The sequence below is a fragment of the Formosa agariphila KMM 3901 genome (assembly GCF_000723205.1).
GTDB lineage: Bacteria > Bacteroidota > Bacteroidia > Flavobacteriales > Flavobacteriaceae > Formosa > Formosa agariphila.
The window spans coordinates 3,085,272-3,107,288 of sequence record NZ_HG315671.1 but is presented as its reverse complement, the minus strand read 5'-3'; the positions used below and the strand labels follow the sequence as shown (position 1 = coordinate 3,107,288).

The following is a 22,017-nucleotide window of genomic DNA, read 5'->3' as shown; positions in this document are numbered from 1 at the left end:
AAATAAGAATTAAAAGGACTGAGAGTATTTAAAAACCGATTTGGAATAAAATTATAATGGAAAATATTTTAGTAAATAACATAATAGAAAAAGCAAAACGATTAAATAAGCTTAAAGTTAATGAGGCTAGTCTTTTCGAGTATGTAAATAAAAATCATGATAATTTAGAAGAGGTAATAGAGCAGTATACGCCAGTATCCGAGTTTAGACCTGTTAAAACCTTACGGTTTTTAATAGCTAACGAGTTAAGACAAGGAAAGACCATTGGTAAAACAGAGATTGATGATTTAAAACAAGCTATCGAAAATAGAGATATCTCTGCTTATTACCATTTTAACGAAACCCTTCAACAAAGTTTAACTAATTATAAAAATAGTAAATCGGGTATGTTTCCTAATTGGAAAGATGCTTTCAAAATACTATTTCCTTTTGTTTACAGTATCTCCGATAATGTCCAAATAAAGGAGCAGTTGGAAATAATGGCTAATGAGATTGTTGAAGCTAACAATCTACAAAATATTCAAAAACATAAAGTAAGTTTTCAAGGTTCAAATAACTATGGTTCAGATAGTGTGTGGGTAGCCATTATACCAGAGTCTTCACCAAGTGTGCAATATGCGTATCAGTTGTTTTTTTCCATAACTAAAAATGGTATTGTTGGTGGGGTGCATAAAGGGCATAACCTAACAAAGCAGGAATTTTTAAATCAAGATGAAAAATTTACATCCTGGACTGATTTTATAAAACATACACAGCAAAACAAAACACTTTGGGAAGAAAGTAATGAAGGCGTTAATTTTATATTTATAAACGATGAGAATATTTTTAAAAAGGTATTAAAGAACATCAATACCATAGCATTAGGTCAATACTATGCTGTGATAGATAAATTTAAATCAGATTTAGAATTACAGGACCAGGAGAATTTGGTATTTAGTACGGCTCAAAAAAGGTTGAGTTTTCAGGTAGGAAAACGCTATTGCTTAAATGTGAAAAAAGAGGTGTTCGATTTTATTTCGAACGAGGTTATAGAAGAGGACCAGGGGAAAAAAGAAATATTTACGAGTAATACAGGGAGCGATTATTTGTATAAAGAGCGAAAAATCGACATGGTGCTTAGTAATTATGACGATATTAAAAGAGCCGTAGAAAATGAAATAGAAAGAGATAAGCATACAGATGCTAAAGAATATGATAATAGTGCTTTTAGAAAATCTGTTTTCGATAAAGAGTATCGTATGAAAATATTCACTCAATTAGGAATTTCGTATGCTGAAAATATCGATATGCAAAATATAATGAAAGACCACAATTCTAACAAGATAAGTGTAGAGCCTAGAGAAACCTATAAAGCGCCCTTAAACCAAATTTTTTACGGGCCTCCAGGAACAGGTAAAACCTATAATACGATTTTAGAAGCGGCTAAAATAATTAAGGAAGAAGCATCAATAAATTATAATGAAGCTTTACAAGTCTTTAATGATAATTTAGGTGATAAAATAGAGTTCATAACTTTTCATCAAAACTATAGCTACGAAGATTTTATTCAAGGATTAAGACCAGATGTTGAAATTGGGGGTGAATTATCATTTTTTAAAAGTGATGGTGTTTTTAAGAAAATAGCAGATAGAGCATTAAAAAATGCTAAAGATTCTGAAAATCCTGATTCAGCCAAAAAAGATTTTTTAGAGGTTTTTATGGAGTTAATAAAACCACTTCAAGAAGGTGACACTAATGAAGTAGAAGTTAAGATGAAACAGACTTCATTTTACATTACAGAAGTTGGAGAAAAATCTATAGAATTTAGAAAAAATCAAGGAGAATCTAAACATTCGCTTAGTATTGCTACTTTAAAAAAAATGTATGACGCAGGTGAAAATAAAATTATTTTAGGAGAGCTTCAGCCCTATTATAATCCCATTTTAAATGAACTGTTACAGCAAGGAAAAAGAGATGTAGAACAAGTTTTAAAGCAGAACTACGTTATTATCATAGATGAAATAAACAGAGCCAATATTTCAAGGGTGTTTGGCGAATTAATAACGCTTATTGAAAAAGACAAACGGTCTGGAGGTAAAATACCACTTATGGCAACCTTGCCATCTGGCGATAAGTTTATCGTACCATCTAACTTATATATTATTGGTACTATGAATACGGCCGATAAGTCTATTGCGCTTTTAGATATAGCACTAAGAAGACGTTTCGAATTTGTGCCTATGTATCCGAATTCTCAACCTACACCAGATAAAATAGTATATGATGCAACAATCCTTGATGCCATTAATAAAGAAGTTATATCCAGAAAAGGGCATGATTTTACCATTGGTCATTCTTATTTTATGGGAGAGGATTATAATTTAGAAAATACCATCAACAATAAGGTAGTCCCTTTACTTTTAGAGTATTTTATGAATGATATCGAAGAGGTGCAAAAAATATTACAGCTGGCAAATATCAATGTAGATGGATGGCCGATGAGATATGTGAGTAATGACTAACCTCTTCGAATATAAAAATAAATCAGATTTTCCACATCAGCATTTCGATGATTTGGAAGTATTCTTGGATGATATTTGGGCTAAACGGGAAAAGTCAAACTATTATAATACTGAAGAAGATAATAGAGTAGAGCAACAACGATTTATACAATTCTTACACAAAACAAAAACCTTAAAGTCTAATAAATATGTTGGTGTAATTCATTTTAAAGAGCAAACCATTAATCTATTACCAAAGATTTTTTATAAAGGAGAAGAGCCGACAGAGAATGATGTTAAAACTATAAATAAACATATTCTGTGGTGGTTAAGTTATTGCAGGAAATTAAAGTTTCCTAATTATGTCTCTAGCTTAAATAAAGAAAAGGCCGATTTCTTCGAAATTCTTGTGTATTTGTTTAGTAAATATACCAGAGAATTATTAAACTCTGCGATATATCAAAACTACTCAGATGTTAACGACGAGCTTTCCTATGTAAAAGGACGTATCGATTTTCCGGCATATATTAAGAATAATCTATCTCGGGCTAGAAACCATAAAGTATCCTGCGCTTTTGATGCGTTTATAATGGATAATGAATTTAATAGAGGTGTTAAATATGTGTCTAAACTGTTATTGTCGTTAACAAAAGAAGACCAAAGCAGGCGATTTTTAAATGATATAATATTTATTCTAAATGAGGTAAAAGATGAGCCCGTGTCTTCAGACCAAATGAAAAGAATGTCCTTTAATCCAATGTTTTCAAGTTTTGAAACTATTCGCGATTATTGCATATTGTTTTTAGAGAATAGTGTGTCGTTTAATTATAAAAGCGATTTAAAATTATTCGCTTTTCTGTTACCAATGGAATATGTGTTCGAAGACTTTATATTTGGTTTTATCGATAAGGAAATTGAAGACATAAAGGCAAAAGCTCAAGTAAGTAAGAACTATTTAGATGTAGAACAAAACTTTAAACTGAAACCCGATTTATTTTTACAAATAGGAGAAAAAAAATACATTGCCGATACCAAATACAAAATTGTTTACACTGATGATACAAACCCCAAGAAAGGGATATCTCAAAACGACTTATATCAAATGTTGGCATATGCTGTGCGAAATAATGTAGATGAGGTTTTATTGTACTACCCAAATACGATAACTAGATACCAAGAAAAAGTGTCTGAAATTAAAATTGTCGATGAATTGGCCGGAAGTAAAACCGTTGAAATTAGATCACATCAATTACCCATAATTAATTTAAATCTATTTAACCAAGAATTTCAGAGTACTGCAACACTTACCTCTGATTTTTTGCAAACTAAATTAGAGCTTATTAAGGCTATTAAAGCAACAATACAATTATAATATTTGCTTTTTTGTAAATATCATTTGTGGGCAGGGAATTTGGTGTTCAGCTATTACCAAGTTTTTTACTATTATATATTCAATGCCTTCCTGAATTTTATTTCGGCCGATTTACAACTCGATGCTGCACCTTCAACCTCAAATCACGTTCCCCAGCACTTTCATTAAGCGTAAAATGTACCACTCTATCATTACTAATTGAAAACTTAGGAAGTACATAAACAACAGTTTGAGAACGTTTCTTTAAAACACGTGTTGGCATATTGTAAACAAATTTTGGTGCTACAAATAGACTTTGCATAGATTTGTTTTTGCCTTTTTTACGAGTTACAACAGTTGTGTTTAGGTAATTAATATCGTAATCTAGACTTGAATTGTTGATGATTTTTAGGATGGCGTATAATTTGTTCTGGTTATACACAATGTTTTTTAGTTCTAAAGTTATATCGTGTTTTTTCGTTTTCCTGATGGAATTGTTTTTATTTTTTGTGATTAAATATTGGCAGAATTCAGCATTGTAATCTACTTTTTTAGTAGCGTTTTTTTCTGTTGTGGTTTTCGGTTTAGGCGGAATGGATCTTGGTTTTTCATAACCTATAGCTTCTGATGTTGCAACAAACCGATTAAATTCTTTGAGTTGTGGTTTATGTGCTAAAATGTAAGAATACACTAATCCACTATCACTAATAATTAAAAGGTTACTATCTTGACTTTGCTTACCCTGGAGTAATCCGAAATGTTGTTTGTTTTCCCTATTGTAAGTGAATATAAAATCATCTGACCCTGTAATGGCTTGACGGATTGGATCCGGGAAGAACAGCGCCATAGCTTGATGGTCGTTAGCATAAAGGGTGTCTAGTATGGGTTTAGGTTGTGCTAAGGCTTTACTGAAACATAGTAAACTGATTGAGAAAATGTAGAAACGTAACATAAGTGTAGAGATTTAAAGATTATAGTGTTGGTTTTAATAGGAGTTTGTAATTATTCAAAATGGTGACTTTAACGTGCCGATTACTTCTAGAAAACACGCTTTTAAGACCGCTTATTTGTGGAACACCGGAGATGTTAATGTCGTCAACAATATCCCCGATGACTTCGGTTTTTGCTTCAGCCCGATAACTGTTTTCAATATAAATACCTTCGGAGCCATCAAGGACATCAAAAGCTTTTAGATTCACTTTATGATGATTAATGTTAGAGATGTTTACCATCACGCGATTCGGTTTAAAACTTACAAAACCAAAGACTTTAGTGTTTTTAGGAAAAGAATGCCCATTTAAAATGGTTGCTTCAGAAAGCCGCATTTGTAAACGGTATTCTTTTTTAACGATTTGAGTTTGGTCTACGACAACTGGAATTGGAGGTTTGGTAGATTTCACGTTTATTTTGTCTTGAAACTTAGGATTGGACGCAAAAAAGAGTTGGTGCTCTAATCCGATTTCCTTGAGTTCTATACGATCAGCTTCGACTTGGTTTAAACTGTCTTCAGTTTTAATTGTTGGTTTAAAGTCAACAGTTTCTTTTTTAGGTCTATAATCACGATTGGGAGTGTTAATTCTATTCTGTTTATAAATGCTATCGACAATACGTTGTTTTTCCTTTTCCTGAAAATCAGCATCAAAATATCCGAGAGAATCCATTAATTTTTCATCATAAATACTAGGAGCATTGGTTTCTCTAACTTCCTTAAGGTCATTAATCGCATCAAGTTTCGAGCTGTAGGTTTGCTTGTCGTCTTCTAGTAAAGGGACTTCCGTTTGTTTTAAAGTGTCTATGTCGTCTTCAGATTCATTAATTAAAAGTAGCGAGTAACTCACTAGGAAAATAAGTACGACAGTGATCACACCTCCAAAGACTATTTTGTTTTTATTGAGTTTCATAATATCTTGTTTTTTAATTTTTAACTTGAACTTTCTTAAGGGTGTTTTCGAAATAATTGGTTATCAGCATCCCGTGGGTGTTTTTAGGGAAATTCCGATCGACCATAATTAAGTCTCCAGAGGATACGAGCTCGTACGTATCTATAGTAGTACCGCGATTGATTTCAAAAATAGTTACCGTTTGAAATTGGTAAGGTTCAGACGTTAAATCTAATTGGGTGTCTATTCTGAGTACCTTTTGAACTAAAGAATATTGTAATAAGCGGTTGTAAACGCCATCTGCTTTTTTCTGCCGATATAGGTTATCTATAGAACTATTGCCAAGCCATAAGGCTTTTTCAAGATGAGATTCATAATTACTAGCATCGATATCGTAGAAGTAGGTGTGAAATAATTCTATATGAGCCAAAGCTTCTACTTCTAAATTTTCTTTTTGAGTCACCCAAGATAACGGAATTACAGCGCCATTGGTGCTGATTGCAAAGGCACTATTAAGCGCTTTTTTATGAGTATCGTAAACAATCCAAGTTGCAAAACAGCAGATTAAAAGTGTGCAGACAACCAGTGAAATCACAATAATTCTATTGAGTTTTAGAACACTATAAATATTTTTATAAGGCGTTTTCATTTAGTTAAAAAGTTTGAAGGTGAATGATGTAGCACGTTTGTATAATTTGAATTTTAGGAAGACTATAAATCCGATAGACCCGAGATCAACTATAGGAGCGAATATGCCGCTTCCGAATTGCGTTCCAAAAAGGTTTACCCAAAATGTGGTGTTGATTTCCGTATAAACCGCATTGACAAATACATTGACAAAAAAGAACGCTGGAACAAGCATATACACTGCTGCATACAATTTAAAAAAGGTGTAGGCCATGGGACGAAACTTTTCAAACACTGCCATGCTTATAATCAAAGGAAAAAAGGCTTGTAGGATCCCTAATAGAAAATAGCGTTCAGCTAAAAAGAGCGGATAAATAAACAAATCAATAAGCCATAATCCTAAACTGATAATAAAGGCTAGAATTTTAAATCCGTAAAGCGGAGTCACCAATGCATCATACAATAATGCCATTGCTTTAGTAGCCATATCCAACATGCCTACATCGGTTTCTAAGGGAATATCTTGCATTTGAAGGGGGAGTAGAGTAGGAGCCGTAGTTTTATACTCTGTTTCAATAGCTACCAAAATACTATCAAAAACCCCTAGCACTTGAGATGAAAAAATCACAAGAATAATCACGGTAAAATTCTTAACCAATTCTCCAGGACTTAAGCCCCAAGTATACCCATCCTTACTAGCAACACCTTCATTGTATTTCTTTAAAATATTGACCAAGAAAAACAAAACCGCTAAAGATTTCATACCCGTCATGGCATATAGCGAAAAATCACTGCCTTTTATAGTCTGAAAAATGGCATCTACATATTCTAATCCAATGCTCATAAGTATCATAATCTGGAGTGTTTAGTAATTCTTAGCTCTATTGTTTATTAAATCTTGCATTTCTCTAAACGAGATGATTTCACGATAACGTTTGGTTTTATTATTAATTTCAGATACCATATTATTGGACTCCGTTTCCTTGTCTTTAAGGATTTTAGAACGGTCTGCATCAGTCATTTTTAGAAAATTACTAGATAGAATTTGATCAATAAAATCGAGGTCTTCAATGGCTGTTTCCATAATGGCATTGAAGGTGTCTGAAATGCGATTTACTTCGTCTGGCCTTATATATTTGGAGTTTAGTATGTCTCGTAAATCCGTACGAACAACGTTATATAAGCGTTCATTATTTTTAGCCAATTCCTTAACAGCTTTGAGCTGCTGAATGACGGCGTTTACTTTCTCTATATTCTCCTTTTGATCTTTTAAAAACTTAACCGTTTGTATAAGCTGGGAGGTTTGTTTTGCAGATTCTACAAGTGATTTTACTAAACTTACAAAATTGGTATTGTCATAAACAGGCATCCCTTGTGCGCTTACATTACTAGTAAACGTAAAAACAATAATGAGAATTAAAAATGTGTGTTTTATTTTCATAAGGCATCCGTTTTAAGATTTTGAAATGAATGTTGTAATCGCTTTTTCCATAGAACCACAGGACTCATAAAGGGCCATGATGTCTTCGTTTTCTTTCCCGTCTGTGAGGTAAGCTGCATAGACTGCTTTAGGAACTTCTAGTCTAAAAATGTTACTTTCCTTTCCGATTTTGATAAAGATTTCAGTGTATTTACGGATTCCCGTAAGATTGTTTTTAATCGACTTCAGTTGATTCAAATCATGGCTAGACAAATGCAAACGTTCCTTTAATTCATCGTAACCTTTTTCGTTATTTAAGCTGTATATCACTTGCGTATTTTCCAAAATACTAGCGGAGGTACTCGAGTTTGGTAACTGGTTTATAGACTGCAAAATAATTCCAATGGCTCCATTTTGTTTTCGAATGGCTTGGTAATAGAATTCTACACTCTCCAAGACATTATCGAATTTGAGTTGCTTGGCGAATTCATCGAAAAGGATGATTCCCTTTTCCGAACGATTTTGCCAAATGGTACGCTGAATGGCTGTTTTAATAAGCTTAAGCATCACAGATAAAATTTCTTTATTATCCTTGACTTCATCAAGTTCAAAGACAATCAAACGCTTGTCTTCAATTTTATAGGATTGATCTTCGTTCACTTCAAATAGAAAACTATACATGCCTTCTCCAACATATTCAGACATAATGTGTAAAAAGTTGGTAATGTTGAAATAGTCTTTATGAATCTTTAAATCGGCTAATAAAGTGCTTTGATTTTGTTCAATAAAAGAATACAGCCCTTGAAGTGAATGGCCATCCATAACGTCTTTATAATAATGTGCAAGTATCTTTTTAAGGGCCACAGTTTGTGCCTTACTGACTTCGATGCCTGCAGCAAATAGTTCCAATAAAAATACGCTTAAATCTTCAAGACGATCTGTAGTTAGCTCTTCAGATTGTGCCAAGTAAAAGGGATTAATCCCTAAATTGTGACCATATTTGTATTTTAAAATGGTATGATCTTTTGGATAAAGTTTTGCGAATTTGGAATAGGATCCACCAAGATCAATGATGACTAGGCGCACACCACTTTCAAAATATTGACGCAGAATATTATTAGCTAAAAAAGACTTTCCTTCTCCCGTAGGTGCAAAAATGGCAAAGTTCCGCGCTTTAATGCGTTTCTTGTCATCATCCCAAACATCTTTAAAAACAGGGGTGTTATTTAACCTGTCATTGAAGAGAATACCTGTAGCATCAGATTTGTAATTACTAGTGTTGATGAGTAAACAAAGGGCATGTTTTAAATCGGTTACATATAAATCATCATCAGAAAAGTTAGAGGTGAAGCAGCAATAATTATTCAGTATATATTGAGAGCGTTCGTGCCCTTTTGGAGCATATGGAATCATCCCTATATCTTTAAATTCTGTTTTAATTTTGGAAGCAATCGTATCCAATCTAGATTCATCTTTTGACCAAAACATTACATTTAATTGGCCTCGAACCACAAGACTGCTATCGTCCTGATTGATCTGAGATAATATGTGCTGAATCTTTTCAAGAATCACTTTGTTCTGAGATCCGAAATTGGAACTCTTCTGCAGTTCGTCTACTTTTTTATCTAGGAGTTTTCGCCATTTTTGTTTGTCGTCGAGATAGATGATTTGATTGATAATGTGATTGTCGTTTAAGGTTAATCCCAAACCATCTATAAACCCCTGATGGAACACAAAATCATCTGAAGTGAAATTGCTATTCTTCTTGCAAGATTGTACATGCTCATCAAAGCACAATTCGCTGTTTATGGCTAAGACATCAAAATGATGTTCACCGATTTGAGCTCCTGATTTATCTAATAGTATATCAGTATCTACTTCCGTATTAAACCCGTTAAAATAGGTTCTGGTATACTCCAGGATTTCAGATTCTGACAGTGGAGTAAATACGAAATGCTTAGACATATTTAGAAAGGAAATGGTGTCTGATACGGCCTTAATAAAAGCAAGGACTTGATCTGTGGATTCCATCGCTTTTGCAATCGACGGTTTTTTAAACGGATTAATAAACTTACTGGAGTTTGTGCCTTTCGATTTAGGAAGGGTAAAAAACAAGTAGCAGTCATGAGTGATGGTACTACGGTCTTTAAAGTGGTCGTGAGTAGCACGTTCTAAAAATGTATTATTTGGCAGCTGTTCTGAATTATACTTTTGATTTAAATACACATCCTGTTTATGAATCACACAACCAGCAGGCAAGGATTTAATAGCTTGAAACCAATTGGTGTGCAAGTCATCAAAATCTTTTTCAGCCAGTGAATAGACTTCAGGTAAGTCGCCTTTATATCCTAAAACTACATGGCCATTATTTGCAAAAATGATATGGTTTTGAATATCTATAATCGGGTGATATTGTGCAAGATTAATTTTATTCATAATTCAGGTTTGAACATTGTTTATTGCTGATAAGTTTAGGAAAGGTATTGCCCAGCTGTAGGTGAAAGGGATGCTTTACGAGTCGTATGAGTAGGATATAGAGTCCTGCATTTGCGATAAGTACAACAATAACCATCTGAAAACTGAAAGAGAAGATGATTACCAAAAGCGATAAAATAATCACCATCATCATCACAGCGAAATACAGCATAGGCAAACCAAATATGATGGCACGCTTACGAATATCTTTGTATATGACGTAGCGTTTCATTAGACCACAATTCCGATTAGATATGTGAAAATTCCCACTACAGCGCCTGCGATAAGTACAAAAACTAAGACACGAGTAATTCCCTTTTTTAGATCCGCATTCTCTCCAAAAAAGTGACCGGCATTAAATAAGAATCCGATTAAAAAAATAACCCCTAGAATAATCGGGAAGATGGTTCTAATGGTGTCAGACACATCATTTACAGAATTTTCAATACCTCCAATTTGAGCAGAGGCCGATAGCGATGCTAATAGAAACGATAAGAAAAGAAAAGTTGATTTTTTCATAATACATGGATTTAGCCCTAAAAGGCAGTTAGTGAATATTTTCATTATGGAATCTATGAGGGAATCAAAGAAATGATAGAGAAGTTGAAAAAATTAACATTTCAAACTGTTAATTTTTGGAGTATTATCATGGATTTAGAGAAAACGCTTCATTTTGTGTAATAAAACTTTAACAAAATGAAACACAGGACGATACATATTGTAATTGTAATTGTAATGCTAAGCAATATTGTTTTTGGTCAGGTTGTTATTATTGATCCTGGTCATGGCGGTATGGATTCGGGAGCCGTTGGCAACCACCAACAAAAACTGGAAAAGGATATTGTTTTAGCTATTGCAAAGGCAATGATTGAGCAAAATCGGATGGATGAAACATCGGGCTTAGAAATGTATTTAACGCGGTATACAGATACGTTAATTGCCCTTAAAGATCGCACGCGACTAGCAAAAGCATTAAAACCCATACTCTTTTTGTCGTTGCACTGTAATCATGCTTCTAATAAAAATGCAATTGGGGTAGAAGTATATGCATATAGCAAAAGTGGAAGGTTTAAAGCAGATGCGGTCTATTGGGGCTATGTTTTAGAAAAACAGCTGACACAGTTTAAGAATTTTGAAAGTAGAGGGGTTAAGTTTGAAAACTTTCATGTGCTTAGAAATTTGGTAAATGATACGCCTAGTGTGCTTTTAGAACTCGGATTTCTATCGAATCCTGATGATGAAACTTATTTATCAAGTAAAAAAGGAATCCATCAAATTGCTCTTAAAATAAACCAAACCATTAAGTCAAACTTAAGAAAATGAAACAGTTTTATTTACAAACCGTCACTGTGTTTAAGGAAATTATGCTATCAACTTATACTGAATTAAAGGTTTGGTTGAAGAGATTAAAAAATAAGTCATTATGATTTACAATTTTAGTTTAGCCCAAATAATGGGATGTTCACTCGCTGCTTGACCTTTGTGTTTTAAACTCGGATATACTGTCCAATGTGGTCTGTGTGGCGGCCACATCGCTTTACGATTCATGCCACTATCTTTTAATGATTTCCATAGATTGGGAGACACTAGCATATAGTCTTTTTGTTTAATGTTTACGCCTTTTCTATAGGCACCTAATCTGTAGTATGAACGATCGGCACCATGATCACAAACGACTTCAAAAGATAAATGTTTGGTGACTTCCTTTAGAGTTGTGTTTTTAAATAAAGGGGATAAAGAATCACAATAGGAAGGGACTTGTAATGTGCCAGTAATGATGATGTTTTTAAGGCCTTTTACGAGTAGTTCATTGTAAATGTTTGCCACTTGGTTGGTTTGTAACTTCCGATCGAAATGAGATTGGTTCAAGTCGGTAGTTGGCTTGTCTAAATGCAAATTGATAATGTGGACTATTTTTCCTTTGGGCGTTTCGATATCGTATTGAATGAAATTTTGATCTTGATGTGTTTTAATACCAAGGAGATTATAACCCTGTCTAAGCAGTATTCCCATTTCTAATCCATTATATTTGTTACTTTGTACAACGATACATTGGGTGTAGGGTTCACAATAAAATTTTGGTAATATTTCATGATTAAATTCTTCTAAAGATCCACGATCTTCTACTTCTTGAAGCAGTAAGACATCAGCATTAATATCTGCAATCAGTCGGGCTTTATGTTCAACTGCAGCATAAGGGATAGGCGTGGTTTGTAATGTAATCCATCCATTCCAATAGTTTAAATAACTAGCTTTGTGTACTAAAGAATGGTCGATGCCTTTTAAGTATAAATGTCCAGCTCGTCTCCGAAGTACAGCATAGGGTTTGTCTATGGTTTTTTCGAAACCAATTAAAAATGAAAGTTCTTTGATACGATCGCGTTGGTCTTCAGTATTAGATTTAATAGTCATGAGATTATCAAGTTCAGAAATCCAGTCTTTTAGATTTTTACTAGCATGTACTTGGATAAGATTTTTATCGCGATGAAATAAATTTTGGATATTGAAGGTGGCTATTTTCATAAGGTTTGATTTTAAATACGTTTGTCTGTAGTGTCTTTGTCAAATGTTATCAGATTGAATAAATGGCGCATTCTGGAACGGACTCGTGTTCCATAGCGTTCTTCAATTTCCACAGCGTTAAGATTGGTCGTCAAATGGGTTTTTATGTTTGTTTCAAGAAACAATTCATAGCGAGATAATAATATTTCTCCCATAACGTTGTAAGTGTTTCCGTAATATTTTCCCATAGGTTCAATACCCAAATCATCGAAGCAGTAGCAGTGCCTATTTCCGAAATCTTCAATGGTTTTAGTGCCGAGATGATTGTAGGCAAAGACTATATTTCTAGTTGGTACTACCTCAATCTTTCTTTTATTTAAAGATAAATTTCTGATTAATTTCATGAGACTTGTTTTTCCGCTTCCAACGGGTCCTGAAAGCAAAATACCTTTGTTTAAATCAATCCCACGAGCTTCACAGTAGGATTCATCCTTGATAAAATAACAGCTCAATTTGAGAATCAAATCGTGATCTTGTTTGTATATTTTAAACTGCTGTCCAAACATCAGTTTGCCTTTGGCCTCCAAATATTCCAGGATTTTTTTAAAATCGTAGGAGATCATTTGACCGTTCATTTTTCCCAAAGTATATTCTACGTCACCTTCGGTAATCTTATAGAGGTTGGTCATAATCTTTGTTGTTTTGGGTTATGAGGTTGTCTTTAAAATGGGACGCTGCAGATTTTTTTTCTATTTCAGCGGCCTTTATCATCCAATTAGAAGCCAACGCTTGCCAGTTTTCGACTTTTGATTTTCCACCAATTGTCCATCCAATCGCTTGGTTGTGATTGTAGAATTTTTGGGCTTCAATAGTCGGCCAATTTTTAGATTTAAAAAAAACTAAAACTTCATTTTCGTTTTTTGGTAACTTACTTTGTATAAAGTTTCTATTTTGTTTATTTAAGTTTAGTATAGGTACCAGTGCTTGTACACTACTTGTTTTATGCTTGTCCACAGCTTGTTTAGTACTTGTATCAAATTTGAACATCTTAATTTGACTCCCTTTATAGGGGTTATGAGATGGTAAATACAGCAAATATTTCCAATCACTTAAGTTTTTTATGCAACGATGATATGTTGTTTTGGAACCTAATTTAGACATGTTCATAATGTCTTCTCTAGAGATAAATATGGTGTCCTGGAAACTCTTGTAATTCCAATATTGGAAGAGCGCCATATACAGACTAATATGTGAGGGGTTTAGTCTTGGATCATTCTGAAATACTTTAAAAATAGCGTTGAGATGTTTGATGTAGTTCATAATTAATTAGATTTAAATTAATCCACCCGATTGTCTTCTAACATGTGCTGGATATCCTCTGCTTTATAAAAACAAGTGCCGCCTATTTTGGAATAAGGTAGTGTACCGTTAACTTTTAGAGTTTTCAAAGTGGTTGAACTGATTTGAAGTAGTTTTAAAACTTCGGAGGTTCTATAATGTTTCTTAAAACCAATTTTAGCATGATCGGTAAGTAAGTTTTTAATGTCCTGTAATAATTCAGTTTTGAACGTAGAAAGGTCTTCAGAAGTGATAATTTTTGTTGCCATGTTGTAAGATTTTTAAAATTAGTATGTTACAAATCTCAAGAGTTTAAATGGATTTATAGCATGAGTTGAACCGCACTCGGTCAAATTTTAACATTTAGGAAAAAATGTGGTTTTTTACCTTAAAATCTTATAAAAAGCACATAAATTCACCTTAATCATATTAGGTTTTGAAGGTGAATTACCTCAAAGGCCCACAACCGTAGTTCTACCGAACTCTGTTATGTATTTCCTTATTATTCTTCAGGGTTAGAGAGATTATTTAAGAAGTTTTGAGTCATCATATTTAAAAAAGGAGGAAGTTCCTTGTTTTTATATTTCATTTCAGAATACTTCTGGTAAATATTACCAACTTCACATGAAAACATAATCTGGAACGCATAAACGATGTCTTTTAGTTCACAAGTTCCGTTATTTAATGCACCACTTTGGTGTAGCCCATAAATGAGTTCGGTTAGTGCATTTTTAGTAGCTGTCCATTTTAGCGGTTTATTTTGTGATTGCTTACTATCATGTTCATTCAGTTTGTTTTTAAGGTAGTCCACCACCAATAAGTAGGCTTGATGTTTGGCAAGTAACATGTCAAAAGCCGTAGTAAACTCGGGGTCTCTAAAATATAAGTCTGAACATGGATGGTTGATATTATCGGCTTCAGATCTAGTGAAATATAACTCGTCAGAATGGGTGTGGCCACAAACTACATATTGATTAAAGTTTCTGTTTCTAATATAGAATTCATCTATTTCTGCTAATTTTTTGTTTATAAATGCCTGTTGAGTCGTTTTACTTCCTTTTGGCAAGTTCAATTCAATATTTCGAATTTCAGTATAATAAACAATTTGTAATAGGGGAATTTGTTTAGTGACTTTAAAAAAGTGGATTTCATCTCCAACTGTTTGGAATCCAGTTTCGAACATAATTCTTTTTAAATTAGATAAAGTGTTTTTACAGAGAGATATAGAAGCATTGGCTAGGTTGATAATTTTGTTGCCCGACTGATTAAGGTTATTCAGCTCTTTTTGGAATTTGGTTAATTCTGTTTGATAGTCCATTAGTATAGTTTTATGTTAGAGAAAAATAAATTCAGTTTAGGCTTAGAATGACTAGTATTCGTTAAGCTTTTTATGTATCTGATTCTATTTAAACAACCATACTTCGGGACAGGTTTTCAAATTTCAAAAAATGAATTGAATAATAGTAAAAAATGGTGCGTAGATTGTGCGTATATCGGTGCGTACGGCATACGCACTCAATGAGAATCAAGGAATGTAAAATGTTAGCGTTTGAATTTTTTTATGAACTGATCTCTATTAGAACAGTTCGCTTTGCTAAAAATATTAGATGCGTGTTTCCTAACCGTACTTTTTTGAATGAACATCTTTTTAGAAATGACAGTGTAATCGGCTTCGTTTATAATTTGGTGGGCGATTTCATTTTCTCTGTCAGTAAATTTTGGATGAAGAGGTTTTACAGGTTTTAATTTATATGTGTTTTTTAATCGATATAGATAACTATCTAGTTCCATAATAGAAATTAAAAAGAAAGAGATACTTGTAATTGAAATAATCCAAGGCTCAAACACATGAAACCATGTAAGAATTGGTAAAAGGGATAAAAAAATGACGGCACTAAGTGCCAAATAAGTTCGCAGTTTAAAGTCCCTTGAATAGGATATGTATTTTTTAACTGTATAGAAAAAACTGACGACGAATGCTAGGGAAAGTACGATAGGATAAATTAAGAAACATTTATAAGCAAATTGAAGGGATTCCGTGAAATAATAAGGCAAAATAAATAATAAAAAATAACATCCGGTCATTGTTAAGAATAAGTATTTAACCTTAAAAAGTTTATAACGGGACGTGATATTGAATTCTGTATATAAATACCAAATGGCATAAATACAAACATACATACCTAAAGCACATTCAATAGAATGTTGAATAAAAATCGAAGGGAGGAAGGATGTATTTGGTAATAGATTGTTAACAGTATTAAAAAGAAGAAAAAGGATTGCAAGTAGTAAATATCTGCATTTGATCATTTTACATTTTTCAGGATGAAGTATAATTCTAGTAGCTTGAAATAAAATGATTACCGTGAATGAAAATATTAAAAATATAGTTATCCAATGTAATGGCGTGGCATAGTTATATTCTACAGATGGTACAGTGTAGGTTTGGGGTAGCATTTAGGTTAGTTTAGTTAGTTACTTAAAGGTAGGAATTTTCTCTTTTGTATTTAAAAAGTTTTTGTTTAATTCGTTGAAATACAGTGTTTAGTGATTTTGGTTTAATTGTGGAGACGAATTTTACACAATTCAAATTTAATAAGTTACGTAATTGTTTTCACTGAATTATGATTTCTAATGGTCTTAGTTATGTGCTAAGTCTCTTCGGTAAAAGATTAACTATAGTGTATAAAATACTCTACGAGGAGAATAATAAATGTGTAGATGGTATGGTTTCAATAGTATTACGTGAATATGTTATTGCTAGATAATTAATAGGTGCTGTGAATGTTTGTGTTTTAACGTCTTAGAAAAAGCGAAAATCAATACATATTTATATTCCTAGAGAATTAACACCTAGTCATTTTAAATTTATTCAACGTTAATTTAGATCCCTGTATTAGTTCTTATTTAAGTTTAGACATATCAGGGATTAAGGTAATATAATATTTTTACTATAGTTATTTTTAGGCTCAGGCCTTTGCTCTTGTTTAAGTTCTTTACTAAATTTTATTTTAGGTAAAACAATTTTATATTCCTTCTCTTCCTTTATATCATACCAATACACAATGAATTCTACATTTCCAACTGTAAGTTCATATCCATCTTTAATAAACGAATTATACTTAGTATTTAAAAAAGCTCTTGAGAAGAAAAGTATGTTACCTTGTCTGGTAGCAAGACCTATTCCAATATTATTTGGAAATTCTTTAGTGCATTTTATAAGCTCATCACCCGATTTCAGTGATTTAATTAGATGTAAAGCCTTATGGTATTTTTGAGAGCTTAAATTAATGTCTTTATGTCCAAGAACTAACTCAAAATGATTCGGTTGTTTTGTTTTTCCATTAAAATTAATGAAAGTTACATTATCCGGATTAAATGTTTCAAAGAATGAAGAATTGCAATGTATTTGTAAACTTTGTTTTGCTCTAGAGCAACCAACATATAATACTCGTTTAGATTCATTAGTAGTAAAATCATAATTCTCAAGAAGTAAATAAACATGATCGAATTCCTTTCCTTTAGATTTATGCATGGTTGCAATAATAATAGCTTTAGAATCTGCATTTATAACATCTTCCATTTTTATTTCACGTAGATATTCAAACCAGTCTATAAGTTGCTTCTGTTTATTATAATTAAAATCAAAGTCCTTAATAATATCCAAACAGATTTCAAAATGAATACTTTGTTTATGGTTTTTGATAAATAAATTTTTAGCATCATCCCAGTCTGAATCATAAATTAAGCCTGCATTATTCTTTTTATCAATTAAATAATTGGTAAATATTCTTAACTCATATAACTGATTTAAACTAAAACCTTCTAAACCTGTAATTAGTTTAGTTTTTTGTCCTAATTCCTTTAGAAAAGTATTTACCATTAATGCTTGTTTGTTTGTTCTTACCAAGACTGCCCTAGTACCATTGTAATTATCTTGAACAACACTTTCTGCTAGAGATTTTTCTAAATAAGATGAATTATACTTAATCAACCTAACTTTAGAACTCAATTTTTTGTTAAATGGAACAAGCTCTTGTGCTTTTAAACGCTCTGGAATGGTTTGAAGTAATTCATTGTTAAATTGAACAATAGTCGAATAACTCCTATAATTTTTAATTAAAGAGTATTCTGTAGCCCTATATTTTTCTTTGAATTCGAGCATGTACTTGTTAGATGCTCCTCTAAAACCATAAATATTTTGATCATCATCACCAACAGCAATGACTCTTATATTACCCGCTTTTTTAATTATAGTTTGAATTAATTTCCATTCAATTTTATTTACATCTTGAAATTCATCTAAGAGTAGGACACTTTTATTAATGATTGATGAAATATCAATGTCTTTACTATTAATGCGATTTATACAATCTTGAATTATATTTTCCGATTTATTTAAATCGCCTAATTGACCCATGAGTTGAAAACAGAAACCATGAAATGTTGTTATTTTAATTAAACCAGAATATTCTGGAACAAGTTTTCTGGCACGGGACTTAAATTCTAAAGCAGCAGCTTTAGAAAACGTAAGCATCAAAAATTGTTCAGGTTTTATATCTTCTAATAATAGTAAACTTGCTATCTTATGTACTAAGACTTTTGTTTTTCCACTTCCAGGTCCGGCTAAAACTAATATGTTATCAGATTTATTATCGTCTACAATATTGCTTTGATCAATATCTAACTCTCCTGCTATTTTTTTAAACCGTTCAGGTGTTAATGGTCTACCGATTTCTTTTTTGCGTTTTGGGAAATATTTTGAAATAAACTCATCATAAGGAAGACTAAAATAATCATTAACATAGGTTAAAGCTGCTTCATAATTTTGAAGCCTTCTTTTAGCGTATTCACCTACAATATGAATTTGTTCCGTCTTACTATGATAATAATGGTCTATTTTACTAAAATTCTCTTTGGTGAACCTTGGTAATGAATTATCAATTTCCTCGATATTTAATCTGTTATAGGAAACCATGAAACCACCTTCCAGTTTTATAGATTTAATTTGATTAAGAAATAATAACGCTTTCTCATAATGTTTTAAATCTTCCTCTTTAATTTGTCCGAAAAACTGATTTGAATTTTTTAGTTCTAAAAGTGAAAAACTAACAGGTAGATCTATTTTTCCTTCTTGCTTATTTTTTTCTTTTTGCTCTAATCGAAATTTTTCTAATAGATTGTAGGTTTCCAATGATAAGGGGTGTCGCCATTCAATATCTTTGTCTAAGAGTTCAAAACTCTTAATTGTAATTTTATATAAATCGTTTTCCCTATCTACACGAGTTTTATGAATAAAATTTCTTATTTCCCAGTAGTTAAGAATATTCTTAATAGCATCTATTGACGTGATTTCCAATCCAGAATCAATTAAATTTTGATTCAGCTGTCTCATAGAAATTTTAATACTTTTAGATAAGTTTTTTCTTAATTCAATTTCAATTTGTCTATAACGTTCAAGAATTCTTTTAGAGCCATTAATGGAGTTGGTAAGGTTAATAAAGGCTGTAAGGTCCTTGGAGTCTCCTAATATTTGATGTTCTCTTAAAACATCGATTACATTTCTAATATCCTTCAGTTTCAAGCCCGTTCTATCTGCTAAATAATCAATTCTACATTCATCTTCTTTTACGATACTTTGCAATACTCGAGAGCAATTTTGGATTTGTATATCTGATAAACTTTTATCTAAATGAATTTTTTCTAATGCTTTTGTTAGACTAGGAACCATCAAGCTATTGGCGAAAACTCTTGGTGAATTTTGTTTTCGCTTTAAGAACCCTTGGTCTTCTAAGACAGAAATAGAGGTTTTGACTCTCGTTTCTAATTCATGAATTTCTGTGTCCCAACCCGCTTTTTGGGCAATTTCTAAAGCGGAATTACTTATGCTTTTTGTTTTTTTAAATTTTGATAAATATTTTAAAGCTTGCCAAATTTGTTGAATTTCCTTTTGATTAATTTTAATTTGCTGTAATAAACTAAAGTGTTTATTTAAGTCTTCATTATTGAATAAAATATAACATTTGGCTTCTATTTTTTCATTGCGTCCAGCTCGTCCAGCTTCTTGAACGTAGTTTTCTAATGAATCAGAAATATTATAATGAATAACAGATTTTACATCATCTTTATCTACCCCCATTCCAAAAGCAGATGTTGCTACAATGATATCCTTTCCACTATTCATAAAAGCCTCCATATTAGTTTTCTTGACTTCTTTATCAAGCTTTCCATGAAAATATGTAGAATTAAATCCTGCTTTGTCTATTAAATTATGTATTTCTTCTACTCTTTTTGTCCTAGAGGCATAAATAATAGCAGGCTTTTCACAACGATCTAATAGTGGTAATAATGCATCCATTTTACGATTTGGATCTTTAATATCAATGACTTCATATTTTAAATTTGTTCTATTGGCTCTTGTAATAAACTCTTTTAGGTCAAGGTTGAGATTGGTCTTGAAATAGTCCTTAATATCTTCGATTACTTGCGGTTTTGCAGTGGCAGTAAAACAAGACACGGGGATTTTTCGGTGAGGTTTATCCGCTTCAAGAGTCTTAATAAACTCAGCAATGAATAAGTAATCCACTCTAAAATCTTGACCCCAAGAAGAAAAACAATGCGCCTCGTCTATCACAAACCTGGCTATAGAACGCTGTTTTAGAAGCCTTAAAATTGTGGGAGATCTTAGAGACTCAGGAGATAAATAGAGCAGTTGAATGGCTCCGTTTTCCACTCTTTCAAGTGCCTCTTGTCTTTCTAAAGGTGATAATAACCCATTTATGGCGACTGCTTTTGTAATATCGAAACGCTTTTCAAGATTCTCAACTTGATCTTTCATTAACGAAATTAAAGGGGAAATGACTATAGTTAATTGTCTAGATGAAGACCCTTTCATTAAAGCAGGTAATTGAAATGTAAGCGATTTACCTCCACCTGTTGGGAAAATCGCAACAAACGATTTTTGCCCTAAACCAGCACGAACAGTTTTTTCTTGTAAACTCATGTCCTCATCATGATCAAAACTTCTAAAGTTTTCATATCCGAAGTAACGTTGTAATCCTTTTTTAGGACTTAAATTTTCATGACAATACGAACATGTTTCTATACCACAATATTTAAACCTAATTCCCTCAAGTATTTCTTCTGTCTTTGGTAATGTTTTACTAACCCATGGCGCTAATATAGATTTGTCTTCTTTCGTGTTGATTAAAGAAAGAACATAAGCCGTTTCAATGGGGGTGTCTTTAACTAGTTGGTCAATATTTGTGTTATCACAAATTTTATGTCTCAATATTTGAGTGATTTCAGTATCAATATTTAATTGAGATAAAGGAAATTTTATTAACTCTAAAAAACCTGAATAAGAGTTGCTTCTAGAAAGTAGTTTTGCATAAATTTTCTGGATATTCTTATCTAAAGCATTGAATTGATTGAGTTCGTCAAAAAGCAATTGTTGAGTTAATTTACAATCAGATAAGGGATTATTGTAATCACTATCGTTTACTATTTTATATCCTTTTACAAGCTTATGATATGGATTATCACTAAATAAAATTGGAGACCATAAAAGCGTATCAATTATTTTTTTATCAATAAAAATATCATTTCCTAAGACTCTTTCTAGTAAAGGAATATCGTGAGCTACAATATTATGGCCACAAATAAATTCTGCCTGTTCAATCCAGGTCTTTAGTCTGGTAAACCGATTTTCATGTAGTTCTTGTCCATTAAAAATTGCACCGACATCTTTGATTTTTCCTTGTTTCGTGGTCTCAATGTCTATAAATAAAACTTTTTTTAGCATAATAACGATTGGGGCATTGAATATAATTTCTTAAAATAGAAACGTTTTAATATGAAAAATAAGCTAGAATACACAGGGTGCCTTAAGCTTATTTATAAATTCGGTAGGTTTCATAATACTTTAACCTTCAATTCAATGAA

At 32.2% G+C, this 22,017-nt stretch carries 17 protein-coding genes; 3 read left to right on the top strand and 14 right to left on the bottom strand.

Going from position 1 to position 22,017, the window contains the following annotated elements; all coding sequences use genetic code 11:
- Positions 1-56: 56 nt before the first annotated feature.
- Both BN863_RS18075 and BN863_RS12990 read left to right on the top strand, forming a co-directional pair.
- Entirely contained in the window at positions 57-2,501 is a 2,445-nt protein-coding gene (locus tag BN863_RS18075; RefSeq protein ID WP_051774787.1) for an McrB family protein, read from the top strand.
- Entirely contained in the window at positions 2,494-3,852 is a 1,359-nt protein-coding gene (locus tag BN863_RS12990) for an McrC family protein (RefSeq protein ID WP_038531338.1), read from the top strand. Before BN863_RS18075 ends, BN863_RS12990 begins: the two co-directional genes overlap by 8 nt.
- 97 nt (positions 3,853-3,949) lie before the next feature.
- On the opposite strand, the gene BN863_RS12985 is transcribed toward BN863_RS12990, so the two are convergent.
- From BN863_RS12985 to BN863_RS12950, 7 genes are all read right to left on the bottom strand, one after another.
- Positions 3,950-4,783, bottom strand: coding sequence for a DUF4138 domain-containing protein (locus tag BN863_RS12985; protein WP_038531337.1), 834 nt, complete (start codon positions 4,781-4,783; stop codon positions 3,950-3,952).
- 19 nt (positions 4,784-4,802) lie between these two features.
- Positions 4,803-5,732: a conjugative transposon protein TraM gene (traM, locus tag BN863_RS12980; protein WP_038531334.1), complete on the bottom strand. Its 930-nt coding sequence runs from the start codon at positions 5,730-5,732 to the stop codon at positions 4,803-4,805.
- A 13-nt stretch (positions 5,733-5,745) separates the two neighbouring features.
- Complete coding sequence (locus tag BN863_RS12975) at positions 5,746-6,360, bottom strand: conjugal transfer protein TraK (RefSeq protein ID WP_038531330.1); 615 nt, start codon at positions 6,358-6,360, stop codon at positions 5,746-5,748.
- Positions 6,361-7,191 carry a hypothetical protein gene (locus BN863_RS12970; RefSeq protein ID WP_038531327.1) on the bottom strand — a complete coding sequence of 277 codons (831 nt, stop codon included), beginning with the start codon at positions 7,189-7,191 and terminating at the stop codon, positions 6,361-6,363.
- Positions 7,192-7,203: 12 nt separating this feature from the next.
- Positions 7,204-7,779: a conjugal transfer protein gene (locus BN863_RS12965; protein WP_038531324.1), complete on the bottom strand. Its 576-nt coding sequence runs from the start codon at positions 7,777-7,779 to the stop codon at positions 7,204-7,206.
- Between the two features lie 12 nt (positions 7,780-7,791).
- Entirely contained in the window at positions 7,792-10,194 is a 2,403-nt protein-coding gene (locus tag BN863_RS12960; RefSeq protein WP_038531321.1) for a TraG family conjugative transposon ATPase, read from the bottom strand.
- 270 nt (positions 10,195-10,464) lie between these two features.
- A complete protein-coding gene (locus tag BN863_RS12950; RefSeq protein WP_038531316.1) occupies positions 10,465-10,752 on the bottom strand; it encodes a hypothetical protein in 288 nt (95 codons plus the stop codon).
- Positions 10,753-10,929: 177 nt separating this feature from the next.
- On the opposite strand from BN863_RS12950, the gene BN863_RS12945 reads away from it, so the two are divergent.
- Complete coding sequence (locus tag BN863_RS12945) at positions 10,930-11,556, top strand: N-acetylmuramoyl-L-alanine amidase family protein (RefSeq protein WP_038531313.1); 627 nt, start codon at positions 10,930-10,932, stop codon at positions 11,554-11,556.
- A 105-nt stretch (positions 11,557-11,661) separates the two neighbouring features.
- Here the strand turns inward: BN863_RS12945 and BN863_RS12940 are convergent, their stop codons facing one another.
- From BN863_RS12940 to BN863_RS12910, 7 genes are all read right to left on the bottom strand, one after another.
- Positions 11,662-12,756, bottom strand: coding sequence for an exonuclease/endonuclease/phosphatase family protein (locus BN863_RS12940; RefSeq protein WP_038531310.1), 1,095 nt, complete (start codon positions 12,754-12,756; stop codon positions 11,662-11,664).
- A gap of 11 nt (positions 12,757-12,767) precedes the next feature.
- A complete protein-coding gene (locus tag BN863_RS12935) occupies positions 12,768-13,424 on the bottom strand; it encodes a P-loop NTPase family protein (RefSeq protein ID WP_038531307.1) in 657 nt (218 codons plus the stop codon).
- Positions 13,408-14,055, bottom strand: coding sequence for a hypothetical protein (locus tag BN863_RS12930; RefSeq protein WP_038531305.1), 648 nt, complete (start codon positions 14,053-14,055; stop codon positions 13,408-13,410). Before BN863_RS12930 ends, BN863_RS12935 begins: the two co-directional genes overlap by 17 nt.
- 17 nt (positions 14,056-14,072) lie before the next feature.
- Positions 14,073-14,342 carry a helix-turn-helix domain-containing protein gene (locus BN863_RS12925; RefSeq protein WP_038531302.1) on the bottom strand — a complete coding sequence of 90 codons (270 nt, stop codon included), beginning with the start codon at positions 14,340-14,342 and terminating at the stop codon, positions 14,073-14,075.
- Between the two features lie 233 nt (positions 14,343-14,575).
- Complete coding sequence (locus BN863_RS12920) at positions 14,576-15,391, bottom strand: RteC domain-containing protein (RefSeq protein ID WP_038531299.1); 816 nt, start codon at positions 15,389-15,391, stop codon at positions 14,576-14,578.
- Positions 15,392-15,615: 224 nt separating this feature from the next.
- Positions 15,616-15,978 (bottom strand): helix-turn-helix transcriptional regulator, encoded by a 363-nt coding sequence (locus BN863_RS18485; RefSeq protein ID WP_158409015.1) that lies wholly within the window; start codon positions 15,976-15,978, stop codon positions 15,616-15,618.
- A gap of 1,024 nt (positions 15,979-17,002) precedes the next feature.
- Positions 17,003-21,877 carry a RecQ family ATP-dependent DNA helicase gene (locus tag BN863_RS12910; RefSeq protein WP_038531293.1) on the bottom strand — a complete coding sequence of 1,625 codons (4,875 nt, stop codon included), beginning with the start codon at positions 21,875-21,877 and terminating at the stop codon, positions 17,003-17,005.
- Positions 21,878-22,017: the final 140 nt, after the last annotated feature.